Genomic DNA, 12,392 nt, shown 5'->3' with positions numbered 1-12,392 from the left:
CCTAGACATCGGCGGTCCTCCGTCCGCGTGAGGTGAGCGCGAGGTACACGCCCGTCACGACCAGCAGGAAGAGCAGCAGGAGTACGGACATGGCCGACCCGGTGCCGAAGTTCCAGGTGACGAACGACGCCTGATAGATGTGGACCGAGATGAGGTCGGCGGCCTCGGGAGCCGTCCTGCCGAACAGGACGAACGGCGTGTTGAAGTCGTTGAACGTCCAGAGGAACAGCACCAGGATCAGCACCTGGTTGACCGGGCGCAGCGACGGCAGGGTGATACGGCGGATCTGCTGCCACATCCCGGCCCCGTCGAGGGCGGCCGCCTCGTACAGCTCGCCCGGGATGTTCTGCAGTCCGGCCATGACGATGAGGAAGGCGAACGGCCAGCCCTTCCACACCGAGACCGTGAGCAGCGCGTAGAAGCTGTTGCCGCCGATCAGCCAGAAGGCCGGCTTGTCTCCGAGATGCAGCTGGTCGTGCAGGACGTGGTTCACCAGGCCGTTGTCGTGCTGGAACATGAACACCCAGGTGATGACGGCCGCGTACACGGGCAGCGCGTACGGGATGAGGAACAGGGCGCGCAGCAGGCCCCGGCCGCGGAAGGTGTCCTGCATGTAGATCGCGGCCGCGGTGCCGATCAGCCAGCACAGACCGACCGACAGCAGGGTGAAGCCGACCGTGACGAGGAACGAGTGGAGCAACGCCTCGCCGACGGGCGCGTCGAAGTCCACCGACACCCGGTAGTTGTCCAGGCCGGACCAGGGCGCCGTGCCCCAGTCGCGGATGTAGAACTGCGTGAGTTCCTTGAAGCTCATCACGATGCCGATCACCATCGGCACCAGGTGGACCAGGAGTTCAAGGACCAGGGCGGGCAGAAGCAGCAGGTAAGGCAGTCCGATGCGCTTGAGCCGCCCGGTGCGGCGCGGGCCTCGCGCCGCACCGGGGGAGTCCTTGCGCACCGTCCGCTCGCCGGATTCGGCGGAGGCGGTCGTGGTGGTCATGTCGGTGCTCGCGCTCACTTCTTCGGCATCTGCTGCTGGGCCTTCTCGAGCTTGGCCTTCACCGACGCCGTGGTCACCGCGCGCCCGGCGGCCGCGTCGGCGAACAGGTCCTTGACGGCCGTACCGACCGTCGTCTCGAACTGGGACTCGTCGGCGACCTGCGGCAGCGCGGCGGCGCTCCCCGCGAGGGTGTCCTTCAGGACGGCGTTCGCCGAGGTGTTGAACGTGGTGTCCGCCTGAGCGGCCTTGACCGGCGGGATCGAGCTGTACGCCGTGTTCAGGATCTTCTGCTCGCCGTCGCTGGTCATGAACTTCACGAACTTCGTGGCACCGTCGAGGTTGTCGGTGTTCTTGAAGACCGCCAGGTTGATGCCCGCGACCATCGAGTTGACGTTCGTGCCGGTGCCCGGGGTACCGGACTGCACGGGCACGGGGGCGATGCCGTACGCGTCCGCTTTCATGCCCTGCGACGTGAGGTTGGCGGAGGCGGACTGCCACAGCAGCATCGCGTTCTTGCCCTTGGCGAAGTCGCTCACGGACTGGTTCTGCGCGTACTCGGCGTTGCCCGGGGCGATGATCTTGTCCTTGGCCATCAGGTCGACGTACTGCTTGACGGCGGCGACGACGCCGGAATTGGTGAAGTCGGGCTTGCCGTCGGCGGTGAAGAAGTCGGCCCCGTGCTGCTTGGCGAAGACGAAGGCATGGTGGATGTTCTCGGACACGTTCGAGCCCTCGGCGCCCAGGCCCCACTTGCCGCCCTTGGAGAGCTTCTTGCCGTCGGCGATCAGCTCGTCCCAGGTGGCCGGCGGATTCGAGATGCCCGCGTCGGCGAACATCTTCTTGTTGTAGTAGAGCGCGTACGCCATCGAGTACAGCGGCACCGCGGCCGGGTCCTTGCCCTGCGCGCCCGTCGAGCCGAGGGCCGAGTCGACGAAGCGGTCCTTGCCCCCGATCTTGTCGAAGTTCTTCGCGTCCCACGGCAGCAGCGCCCCGGTGGCCTGCAGGGAGGCGCTCCAGGTGTTGCCGATGTTCAGGACGTCGGGGCCCTGACCCGAGGTGGTGGCGGTGAGGATCCGGTTGAGCAGGTCCGACCAGGGCACGACCTCCAGTTTCACCTTGATCCCGGTCTGCTTCTCGAACTTGTCGAGTTCGGGCTGGAGGACCTTCTTGTCGACCTCGATACTGGCGCCCTGGTTCGAGGCCCAGTACGTGAGCGTCTTCGGCGAGTCGTTGGACCCGCCCCCCGTCGACGAGCCGCCACCACAGGCGGTCACGGCGGTCAGCATGGAGACAGTGACCGCACCGGCGGCCGCGGCTCGGATTCTGCGCATGGCTCAGGCGTCCCTTTCCAGAGGAGAGCCGCACGGGGATGTGTTCACTTCCCGAACGACTCTCATGGCTTAATTTAGGACGTGAGTTAAGACCCGGAAGAAAGTCGCGTCAAGGGATCGCGCAGGGGTATCTTGCAGGTCGGGCAGGCCGGAAGGGAATCTCATGGCGGGGCGGAACGGGCGGACAGTGCGTGACCTGCGGCGGGGCAATCGCACCGCCGTACTGCAACGGTTGTATTTCGACGGGCCGATGAGCCGCTACGAACTGGGCCCGGCCACCGGACTGAGTTCCGGTTCCATCAGCAACGTGGTCGCCGAACTCGTCGCCGACGGACTGGTCGAGGAGGCGGGCAGCGTCGACTCCGACGGCGGCCGCCCGCGCACGTTGCTTCGCGTCGCACCCGGCAGCGGCCACATGATCGGCGTCGACGTCGGCGAAACCCGGGTCCGCGTCGAGCTCTTCGACCTCACCCTCACCGAACTCGCCCGCACCGAACGGCCGTTGGAGCGCCAGGGATTCGAGGCCGACCGGCCCCTGAAGCGCCAGGAGTACGACGTCGAGGTCATCGTCGGCCACATCCGCGACGGCATCGCCGAGGTCCTCACCGAGGCGGAGATCGCCCCGGAGCAGCTGCTCGGTGTCGGCATCGGTGTCCCCGGCATCGTCGCCCGTACCCCGGAGCGCGGCGCGGTCGTGCACGGCCAGACGATCGGCTGGGACGCGGTCCCGCTCGAATCCCTGCTCCGCTCCACCTGCGAACTTCCCGACACCGTCCCGTACTTCGCGGACAACGGCGCCCGGACCCTCGGCCAGGCCGAGATGTGGTTCGGCGCGGGACGCGGCGCCCGCAACGCGGTCGTCGTCCTCTTCGGCTCGGGGGTCGGCGCCTGCCTGGTCACGGAGGAGGTGGAGAACGGCCGGTCCGTGGAATGGGGGCATTTGACCGTACGGGTCAGGGGGCGCCGCTGCCGCTGCGGTGCCCTGGGCTGCCTGGAGGCGTACGCGGGCGCGGAGGCGCTCCTGGACCGCTGGCGCGAGGAGGGCGGACGCCCCCCGGAGGACACCGACGAGGAGACCGCGCTCACCGCGATGCTCGCCGCGGCCTACCCCGCCGGCGACGAGGAGCCCGACCCGGTGGCGCTCGCCGTCCTGGAGGAGACCGCCGAGTACCTGGGCGCGGGCCTGTCCGACCTGATCAATCTCTTCCAGCCCGAGCGGATCCTCATCGGCGGCTGGGCGGGCCTTCAGCTGGGCACCCGCTTCCTGCCCGCGGTACGCCGGTATGCGACCTCGTACGCCCTGCGCTACCCCGCCGAGCGCGTCTCCATCGACCTCGGCAAGCTCGGCCCGGACGCGGTCACGGTCGGCGCCGCGATCCTTCCCCTCGCCGACTTCTTCGCGCGGGGCGGCCGACGCGCCGAGCCCGTACAGGAAGGCCGGTCACCTGCCTGGCGTACGGCCCTGGAGGAGCGCGCTCCGCACTGATCCCGGGCGGGTGGTTTCGCAGGCCACCGCTGCGGTACTCGCGCCGGGCCCGAGGCGGCCCGGCCCTCATGTGCGGGCCACGACCACCTGCTGAAGAATGGAGTGCGCCGTGACCGAACACCGGCAGCGGGGTCCCGGCGAGAACAGTGATCCGATCCCGCGGGACATGCCGGACCAACAGGTGTACGAGGGCGAGGATCCCTGGGACGCGCGCCCGGCACCGGGAGGTGCCGATGAGGGCGCGCCCGCCACGGACGTCCCCGACACGGACGAGGCGGGCACGGGCAGACGGGGTGCTCCGCGCTCGGACACCGTCCACCCCGAGCACCCGGACCCCGACGAGTCCTCCGCCTGACCCGGACAGGGAGACCTCAGGGAGACCTCATGGGCATGACCGACCGGTTCCGCAGCTGGCCCGTCTACCGTCAGCTCACCGGCGAGGACCGTCTGGGCCGGGGTGCCGCCGCGAAGTCCCGGCACACCGAGCAGCTCCGGCCGCGCATCGACACCGCCGAACGGGTGACACGGTCCATCTGCCCGTACTGCGCGGTCGGCTGCGGCCAACAGGTGTACGTCAAGGACGACAAGGTCGTCCAGATCGAGGGCGACCCGGACTCACCGGTCAGCAGGGGCCGCCTCTGTCCGAAGGGTTCCGCGACCCTTCAGCTCACCACCGGCCCGGCCCGGCGCCACCAGGTGCTGTACCGGCGCCCGCACGGCATGGACTGGGAGCCCCTCGACCTGGAGACGGCCATGGACATGGTCGCCGACCGGGTGATCCGGACCCGGCGTGAGACCTGGGAGTGGGAGCGCGACGGCGTCCGCACGGCCCGCACGATGGGCATCGCCAGCCTGGGCGGGGCGACCCTCGACAACGAGGAGAACTACCTCATCAAGAAGCTGCTGACCGGCCTCGGCGTGGTCCAGGTGGAGAACCAGGCCCGGGTCTGCCACAGCTCCACCGTCGCCGGCCTCGGCACCTCCTTCGGTCGCGGCGGCGCCACCACCTTCATGCAGGACCTCCAGCACTCCGACTGCATCGTCATCCAGGGCTCCAACTACGCCGAGGCCCACCCGGTCGGCTTCCAGTGGGTGATGGAGGCCAAGGCCCGCGGCGCCCGCGTCATCCATGTCGATCCGCGCTACACCCGCACCAGCGCGCTGGCCGATCTGTACGTCCCGATCCGCGCCGGCAGCGACATCGCCTTCCTCGGCGGGATCATCAACCACGTCCTCACCGAGGAGAAGGACTTCCGCGAGTACGTCCTCAACTACACCAACGCCGCCACATTGGTGAGCGAGGACTTCCGTGACACCGAGGACCTCGACGGTGTCTTCTCGGGGTTCGACGAGGACAAGAGGCACTACGACCCGCACAGCTGGCAGTACGAGGGCGTGGAGGTGCAGCAGCCGACGGGCGAGGTCGACGAACAGTACGAGGACCGGGTGCGCAAGGCGGGCGGGCCCGAAGCCCATGGTTGCGGCGGTGCCCGCACCGGCCGGCACACGCCCACCGACCCCACCCTCCAGCACCCGCGCTGCGTGTACCAGGTCCTCAAACGGCACTTCTCCCGCTACACCCCCGAGATGGTCGAGGAGGTGTGCGGCGTACCCCGCGCGACCTTCCTGCAGGTCTGCGACGAGCTGACGTCCCACTCGGGCCGCGAGCGCACCAGTGCCTTCGTGTACGCGGTCGGCTGGACCCAGCACACGGTCGGCTCCCAGTACATCCGCGCCGCGAGCATCCTGCAGCTCCTGCTCGGCAACATCGGCCGCCCCGGCGGCGGCATCCAGGCCCTGCGCGGCCATGCCTCCATCCAGGGCTCCAGCGACATCCCGACCCTCTTCAACCTGCTGCCCGGCTATCTGCCCATGCCGCATGCCCACGCGCACATCGACCTCGACGCGTTCGTCTCCGCGAGCCGCACCGAGAAGGGCTTCTGGGCGAACATGCGGGCCTACTTCGTCAGCCTGCTGAAGGCCTACTACGGCGACGCGGCCACCTTTGACAACGACTTCTGCTTCGACCACCTCCCACGCCTGACCGGCTCCCACTCCACGTACGAGACGGTCATGGCCCAGCTCGACGGGGACTGCAAGGGCTACTTCCTGATGGGCGAGAACCCGGCCGTGGGATCCGCGAACACGCGCCTGCAACGCCTCGGCATGGCCAACCTCGACTGGCTGGTCGTCCGTGACTTCTCGCTCATCGAGTCCGCGACCTGGTGGCAGGACGGTCCCGAGATCGAGAGCGGCGAGCTGCGCACGGAGGACATCGGCACGGAGGTCTTCTTCTTCCCGGCCGCCGCCCACACCGAGAAGTCCGGCTCCTTCACCAACACCAACCGCTGGGTGCAGTGGCACTACGCGGCCGTCGAGCCCGAGGGCGACGCGCGCAGCGACCTGTGGTTCATGTACCACCTCGGGCGCCGCATCAAGGAAAAGCTGGCCGGGTCGACGGACCCGATGGACCGGCCGATCCTCGACCTGACCTGGAAGTACCCGGTGAGCGGACCGCTGCGGGAGCCCGTCGCCGACGCCGTGCTCGCCGAGATCAACGGCCATGGCCAGGACGGGAGTCCGCTCAGCGCGTACACCGAGCTCAAGGACGACGGCTCGACGCGCTGCGGCTGCTGGATCTACTGCGGGGTGTACGCAGACGGCGTCAACCAGGCGGCCCGCAAGAAGCCCGGGTCCGAACAGGACTGGGTGGCCGCGGAATGGGCCTGGGCCTGGCCCGCCAACCGGCGCATCCTCTACAACCGTGCCTCCGCCGCCCCCGACGGCACCCCGTGGAGCGAACGCAAGGCGTACGTCTGGTGGGACCAGGACGCCGGGAAGTGGACCGGCCACGACATCCCCGACTTCGTACCCGACCGCGCCCCCGGCTTCGTACCGGACGAGGACGCGACGGGACCCGACGCGCTGCGCGGCGACGACCCGTTCATCATGCAGGCCGACGGCAAGGGCTGGCTGTACGCGCCCGCGGGCCTGGAGGACGGCCCGATGCCTGCCCACTACGAGCCCCAGGACTCGCCGTTCACCAACGCCCTGCACCCCTCGACACCGCGCTCTCCGGTACGCCGGCTGCTGCCGCGCGAGGGCAACCGCTACCACCCCAGCGGCGACGAACCGGGCGCGGAGGTCTATCCGTACGTCGTGACGACGCACCGCCTCACCGAGCACTTCACCGCGGGCGGCATGAGCCGCTGGTCGCCCTATCTGTCCGAGCTGCAACCGGAGTTCTTCTGCGAGGTGTCCCCGCAATTGGCCGCCGAGCGAGGGCTGGAGCACGGTGGCTGGGCGACCGTCATCACCGCACGCAACGCCATCGAGGCGCGCGTCATGGTGACCGAGCGGATCCGGCCCCTGACGGTGCGGGGCCGCACCGTTCACCAGATCGGCCTGCCCTTCCACTGGGGTCCCAACGGTGTATCCACCGGCGACGCGGTCAACGAGCTGGTCGCCATCGCGCTCGATCCCGACGCCCACATCCAGGAGGACAAGGCGCTCACCGCCGACATCCGCCCCGGCCGTCGGCCGCGCGGACCCGATCTGCCGCGTCTGGTCGCCGAGTACCGCCGCCGAGCGGGCATCACCGAAACCACCGGAACGGAGGCCCGGAAATGAGCGAGGAACGGGTCGGCTTCTTCACCGACACGTCCGTGTGCATCGGCTGCAAGGCGTGCGAGGTGGCCTGCAAGGAGTGGAACGCGATCCCGGAGGACGGCCTCTCGCTCACGGGCATGTCGTACGACAACACGCAGGCGCTCGGCGCGTCCACCTGGCGGCATGTGGCGTTCATCGAGCAGCCGACGCCGGAGGGACGCACCCAACTCCCGCTGGCGGAAGGCGATTCCGGGGCCGACAGCGGCATGCGCTGGCTGATGTCCTCCGACGTGTGCAAGCACTGCACACACGCCGCTTGCCTGGACGTGTGCCCCACCGGGTCGTTGTTCCGCACCGAGTTCGGCACCGTGGTCGTCCAGGAGGACATCTGCAACGGCTGCGGCTACTGCGTACCCGCGTGCCCGTACGGCGTCATCGAGCAACGCCCTGCCGACGGCCGGGCGTTCAAGTGCACCATGTGCTACGACCGGCTCGGCGTCGGCCAGGAACCCGCCTGCGCCAAGGCGTGCCCGACGGAGTCCATCCAGTTCGGCCCGCTCGACGAGCTGCGTGAACGCGCCGCGCTCCGCGTCGACCAACTGCACGAGACCGGCGTCACCGAGGCCCACCTCTACGGGGACGACCCCGAGGACGGGGTAGGCGGCGACGGCGCGTTCTTCCTGCTCCTCGACAAGCCCGAGGTGTACGGGCTGCCCCCGGACCCCGTCGTCACCACCCGTGACCTGCCCACCATGTGGAAGCACGCGGGCGCGGCCGCCCTGTCCCTGCTGGGCGGTGTGGCGCTGTCGTTCGCTCTGGCCGGGAAGGGGCGCCGATGACCAGCTCCAGAAGCGCGAGCCCGCAAGAACCCCGGCGACGCGGGCTGGGGCGGGGGCGTCGCGGTGAGCAACTCATGGTCCCGCGGGCCGAGTTCGAGTCGTACTACGGCCGGCCCGTCATCAAGGCGCCCGCCTGGGCCGCCCGGGACATCGCCGGATACTTCTTCCTCGGCGGGCTCGCAGGTGCCGGTTCGGTGCTCGCGGCGGGCGCCCACCTGACCGGGCGCGGGACCACCGCGACCGCGATGAAGGTGTCCTCGCTGGCGGCCGTCTCGCTCTCCGCCGCCGCGCTCATCAACGACCTGGGACGACCGGACCGCTTCGCGAACATGCTCCGGGTCTTCAAGCCCACGTCACCGATGAGCGTCGGATCCTGGCTGCTGTCCCTGTACGGGCCCACGGCGGGAGCGGCTGCGGCCAGTGCGGTGACGGGTCGGCTGCCGCGCGTCGGGGCCGCCGCGACCGGCGCCGCCGCGTTCCTCGGACCGGCCGTCGCGGCGTACACCGGAGTCCTTGCGGCGGACACGGCAGTGCCCGCGTGGCACGGCGCCCACCGGGAACTGCCCCACCTCTTCACCGCGTCGGCGACGGCCGCCGCCGCGGGCATGGCCCTGGTGGTCGGCCCGACCTGTGAGAACGCCCCCGCCCGCTGGGCCGGCGGGCTGGCCGCGCTGGCCGAGACCGCGGTCACCGAGGCCGCGGAACGGCGCCTCGGGACCGTCGCGGAGACCTACCGGGAGGGCAGGGCGGGTGTGCTGCTGCGCACGGCCCGAGCCCTCACCGTGGCCGGCGCCCTCGGCGGGGCCGTCCTCGGCGGCCGCTGCCGCGCCGGCGCGGCTCTGTCCGGGCTCGCCCTGCTCACGGGCTCCGCCTGCACCCGCTTCGGCATCTTCGCCGCCGGGATCGCCTCGGCCGAGGACCCGAGGTACACGGTGGTTCCGCAGCGTGAGCGGGTGGAGCGCAGACAGCAGGGTGCCGGAGCGAGCGGTGCATGACCTGTGAGGTAATCGACGTGCAGGCGGCCTCCCGGAACCATGAAGGGCGTACCCGAGCGACACGCCCGTCACAGGATTCCGGGAGGACTCCATGCCGTACTTCGAGAGCCCCGTCGATGGCACCCGGCTGCACTTCGTCGACTACGGTCCCGCCTCCGGACAGGTGATCGTCTTCGTCAACAGCTCGTACTTCGGCACCGAGATGTGGGAGTACCAGATGCTGCCGCTCGCCGAGGCCGGGTACCGGTGTGTCGGGTTCGACCGGCGCGGGCACGGCCGGTCCGACGACGTGTGGGGCGGCTTCGACCTGGACAGTCTCGCCGACGACGTGGACGGACTGCTGCGCCACCTCGACCTGCGGGAGGTGACGCTGGTCGGGCACTCGCTCGGGACCGCCGAAGTCGTGCGCTGCCTGACCCGGCACGGCGTCGAGCGGGTGTCCCGGGTGGCGCTGGTCGCCGGCTTGGCGCCGGGACCCGCGCGGTCCGCGGATCACCCGGGAGGTGTCGACCCCGCGCTCATCGAGGCGGGCAACGAGACGTTCCGACGCGACCGGGCCGCGTTCTTCGCGGACGGCGCCCGCGCGTTCTTCGCCCTCGACCTCCCTGGGAACGACCTCTCCGAGGCGTACGTGCAGTCCATGGTCGACCGCTGCCACGGAGCGACCGCGCGGGCCGGGGCGGCCCTGGGTGATCTCGTGGTCACCCTGAACGTCGCCCCCGAGCTGCGCAAGCTCGACCTGCCGGTCCTGGTCGTCCACGGCACCCACGACGCGTCGGCGCCCCTGGACCTGACCGGCCGTCGGGCGGCGGAGCTGCTGCCCGACGGCACACTCAAGGTCTACGAGAACGCCGGTCACGGCCTGTTCGCCACGCACGCCGAGGAACTCAACGCGGACCTGCGCGCGTTCATGGCCCGCGGCTGAGGTCCCGCGCACGCCAGGCCTGCGGTACCGAAGCTCAGGCCTGGCGTCCCGCGAAGGTCACGCGAACGCGTCGACCCCGGTCAACTCCGCCGACAGCTCCCACAGACGCGCGGCCTGCTCCGGGTCGACCGCGTAGTCCTTTACGCCGAACCGCATCTCCTCGTCCGCGGGAGCGGGCTCGGCGATGTCGCAGTCCTCGCAGTACACCCCGCCCATGCCAACCAGCTGCGGCGAGGTCGCGGCCCAGACCTGGGTGGCCGCGCCCTGTTCGGGTGTCTTGAAGATCTCGGGGTGCAGCAGGTTGCCGTTCTCGTCGATCCAGCCACGCTCGACCATCTCCTCCTTGGGGAGGTGCCGCTGCAGCGGAGTGAGGATTCCGCCGGGGTGGAGCGAGAAGGCCCGTACGCCGGACTCGCGGCCGAGCTTGTCGAGGTGCACGGCGAACAGCACGTTCGCCGTCTTCGCCTGCCCGTACGCCTCCCACTTGTCGTAGCCGTGCCGCCAGTGCACGTCGTCCCAGCGGATGCCGGAAGCGTGGTGACCGGTGGACGACACGGACACGACCCGCGCTCCGCCCGGCTCGATCGCGGGCCAGAGCCGGTTGACGAGCGCGTAGTGACCGAGGTGGTTGGTCGCGAACTGAGCCTCCCAGCCGGGCCCGACCCGCGTCTCCGGGCACGCCATGACCCCGGCGTTGTTGATCACGATGTCGACGTCACGGCCCGAGGCGAGGAACCGCTCGGCGAAGGCGCGCACGCTCTCCAGGTCGCCGAGGTCGAGTTCGTCCGTCTCGACCCCCTCGATGCCGTCCAGCGCCTCGCGGGCAACGGCCGGGCGCCGCGCGGGGACGACGACACGGGCGCCCGCCTTGGTGAGCGAGCGCGTGGTCTCCAGGCCGAGGCCCGAGTAGCCGCCCGTGACGATCGCGAGCTTTCCGGAGAGGTCGATTCCCTCGAGGACGTCGTCGGCGGTGCTCCGGGCACCGAACCCCGAGCCGATCTTGTGCTGTGCAGTGGTCATGCGTCGCACGCTACGAATTGGAGCGGACTCGAAGTCAAGCGGATGCCGTCGTGCCGCCTCCGGAGCAAAGAAAAGACCCCGACCGGACGGGGGAATCTCGGTCGGGGCCGTCTGTGGTGGGCACGGATGGCGGTCGCCTCTCGGCGAAAGGCTCCACAGGGCTTCAGCCGAACGATCGTCCCTGTGGGCAAAAGGTGAGGCCCGGGGACACTGTCCCATCCACACCCACGGATCGTTCAACGGGTAACTACCGGGGAGTGTTCCCTGCGAGGGGCTGCTCGCGCGGTGACGTGCGTCACCGCCTCGCGGAACCAGGGCAACTCCGGGAACCCCGCGCCCCGATGGGCTCCGCCGGTCAGGGCTTCCGGGCCACCGCGCCGAACTGCGGAACGGCCGCGGGGGAGCCGGACCCGGCGCGCCACAGCGAGCACGAGACGATTCCCGGCGCGACCGGCTCCAGACCGTCGAAGAAGGCCGTGATCTCCGCACGGCTGCGGGCGGTGATCGGCGGAGTGGCGTTCTCGTTCCAGAACTTCATGGCGTCGACGTTGCCCTCGCCGCCGAGGTCGGGGTCGGTGGTGGGGTGGGTGAGGGCGAGATAGCTGCCGGAGGGGACCGCGGCCATGATCCGGCGCACGATGTCCTGCGCCCGCTCGGTGTCGAGGACGAAGTTCAGGATGCCCAGCATCATGACCGCGACCGGTTCGTCCAGGTCGAGGGTCGCGCCGGCACCCTCGACGATGTCGTCCGGGTGGTGGACATCGGCGTCGACGTAGTCGGTCGTTCCCTCGGGTGTGCTGGTCAGAAGGCCACGGGCGTGGACGAGCACGATGGGGTCGTTGTCGACGTAGACGATCCTCGACTCGGGCGCGATCCGCTGGGCGATCTCATGGGTGTTGTCCAGGGTCGGCAGTCCGGTGCCGACGTCCAGGAACTGCCGCACCCCGCGCTCGCCGGCGAGATACCGGACCGCGCGGCCCAGGAAGTCGCGGTCGGCCCGGGCCACGTCCCGGATCACCGGAAACATCGCCGCCACCTGGTCACCGACGGCCTGGTCGACCTTGTAGTTGTCCTTGCCGCCGATCCAGTAGTTCCAGACCCGGGCGTTGTGCGCCACGCCGGTATTGACCCTCGACGAACCGTCCACCGGGCCCTGGCTCTCACTCACGTCTTCGCCTCTCCACGTA

General features: G+C 70.1%; 10 protein-coding genes. 6 read left to right on the top strand and 4 right to left on the bottom strand.

Annotation, left to right across the window (positions count from 1 at the left end; translation table 11 throughout):
- Window position 1 precedes the first annotated feature (1 nt).
- Together IEY95_RS09555 and IEY95_RS09550 are read right to left on the bottom strand one after the other, a co-directional pair.
- The gene (locus IEY95_RS09555) at window positions 2–1,000 is read right to left on the bottom strand and encodes a carbohydrate ABC transporter permease (RefSeq protein ID WP_189185499.1); all 999 of its coding nucleotides are present in this window, start codon (window positions 998–1,000) and stop codon (window positions 2–4) included.
- A gap of 14 nt (window positions 1,001–1,014) precedes the next feature.
- Window positions 1,015–2,331 carry an ABC transporter substrate-binding protein gene (locus tag IEY95_RS09550; RefSeq protein ID WP_189185498.1) on the bottom strand — a complete coding sequence of 439 codons (1,317 nt, stop codon included), beginning with the start codon at window positions 2,329–2,331 and terminating at the stop codon, window positions 1,015–1,017.
- A gap of 163 nt (window positions 2,332–2,494) precedes the next feature.
- On the opposite strand from IEY95_RS09550, the gene IEY95_RS09545 reads away from it, so the two are divergent.
- From IEY95_RS09545 to IEY95_RS09520, 6 genes are all read left to right on the top strand, one after another.
- Window positions 2,495–3,817: an ROK family transcriptional regulator gene (locus tag IEY95_RS09545; RefSeq protein WP_189185497.1), complete on the top strand. Its 1,323-nt coding sequence runs from the start codon at window positions 2,495–2,497 to the stop codon at window positions 3,815–3,817.
- Window positions 3,818–3,926: 109 nt separating this feature from the next.
- Window positions 3,927–4,172: a hypothetical protein gene (locus IEY95_RS09540; RefSeq protein ID WP_189185496.1), complete on the top strand. Its 246-nt coding sequence runs from the start codon at window positions 3,927–3,929 to the stop codon at window positions 4,170–4,172.
- Between the two features lie 29 nt (window positions 4,173–4,201).
- The gene (gene fdh / locus IEY95_RS09535) at window positions 4,202–7,447 is read left to right on the top strand and encodes a formate dehydrogenase (protein WP_189185495.1); all 3,246 of its coding nucleotides are present in this window, start codon (window positions 4,202–4,204) and stop codon (window positions 7,445–7,447) included.
- On the top strand, window positions 7,444–8,265 hold the full coding sequence (locus IEY95_RS09530) for a 4Fe-4S dicluster domain-containing protein (RefSeq protein ID WP_189185494.1): 822 nt from the start codon (window positions 7,444–7,446) through the stop codon (window positions 8,263–8,265). The genes fdh and IEY95_RS09530 overlap by 4 nt, the downstream gene beginning before the upstream one ends.
- Window positions 8,262–9,260 (top strand): NrfD/PsrC family molybdoenzyme membrane anchor subunit, encoded by a 999-nt coding sequence (nrfD, locus tag IEY95_RS09525; RefSeq protein WP_189185493.1) that lies wholly within the window; start codon window positions 8,262–8,264, stop codon window positions 9,258–9,260. The genes IEY95_RS09530 and nrfD overlap by 4 nt, the downstream gene beginning before the upstream one ends.
- 91 nt (window positions 9,261–9,351) lie before the next feature.
- Window positions 9,352–10,185: an alpha/beta fold hydrolase gene (locus IEY95_RS09520; RefSeq protein ID WP_189185492.1), complete on the top strand. Its 834-nt coding sequence runs from the start codon at window positions 9,352–9,354 to the stop codon at window positions 10,183–10,185.
- Window positions 10,186–10,242: 57 nt separating this feature from the next.
- Here IEY95_RS09520 and IEY95_RS09515 read toward each other — a convergent pair whose 3' ends face one another.
- Window positions 10,243–11,205, bottom strand: a complete 963-nt coding sequence (locus tag IEY95_RS09515; RefSeq protein WP_189185491.1) for an SDR family NAD(P)-dependent oxidoreductase — start codon at window positions 11,203–11,205, stop codon at window positions 10,243–10,245.
- A 355-nt stretch (window positions 11,206–11,560) separates the two neighbouring features.
- Entirely contained in the window at window positions 11,561–12,373 is an 813-nt protein-coding gene (locus tag IEY95_RS09510; protein ID WP_189185490.1) for an SAM-dependent methyltransferase, read from the bottom strand.
- Window positions 12,374–12,392: the final 19 nt, after the last annotated feature.

This window comes from Streptomyces albiflavescens, assembly GCF_014645835.1.
GTDB lineage: Bacteria > Actinomycetota > Actinomycetes > Streptomycetales > Streptomycetaceae > Streptomyces > Streptomyces albiflavescens.
Note: the sequence above shows the minus strand (reverse complement) of the source record. Positions and strands in the feature narration are given on the sequence as shown.

Excerpts from the sequence above, each read along its gene's own strand:
- IEY95_RS09555 (WP_189185499.1), bottom strand. The coding sequence starts at position 1,000 with ATGACCACCACGACCGCCTCCGCCGAATCCGGCGAGCGGACGGTGCGC.
- IEY95_RS09550 (WP_189185498.1), bottom strand. The coding sequence starts at position 2,331 with ATGCGCAGAATCCGAGCCGCGGCCGCCGGTGCGGTCACTGTCTCCATG.
- IEY95_RS09545 (WP_189185497.1), top strand. The coding sequence starts at position 2,495 with ATGGCGGGGCGGAACGGGCGGACAGTGCGTGACCTGCGGCGGGGCAAT.
- fdh (WP_189185495.1), top strand. The coding sequence starts at position 4,202 with ATGGGCATGACCGACCGGTTCCGCAGCTGGCCCGTCTACCGTCAGCTC.
- IEY95_RS09530 (WP_189185494.1), top strand. The coding sequence starts at position 7,444 with ATGAGCGAGGAACGGGTCGGCTTCTTCACCGACACGTCCGTGTGCATC.
- nrfD (WP_189185493.1), top strand. The coding sequence starts at position 8,262 with ATGACCAGCTCCAGAAGCGCGAGCCCGCAAGAACCCCGGCGACGCGGG.
- IEY95_RS09520 (WP_189185492.1), top strand. The coding sequence starts at position 9,352 with ATGCCGTACTTCGAGAGCCCCGTCGATGGCACCCGGCTGCACTTCGTC.
- IEY95_RS09515 (WP_189185491.1), bottom strand. The coding sequence starts at position 11,205 with ATGACCACTGCACAGCACAAGATCGGCTCGGGGTTCGGTGCCCGGAGC.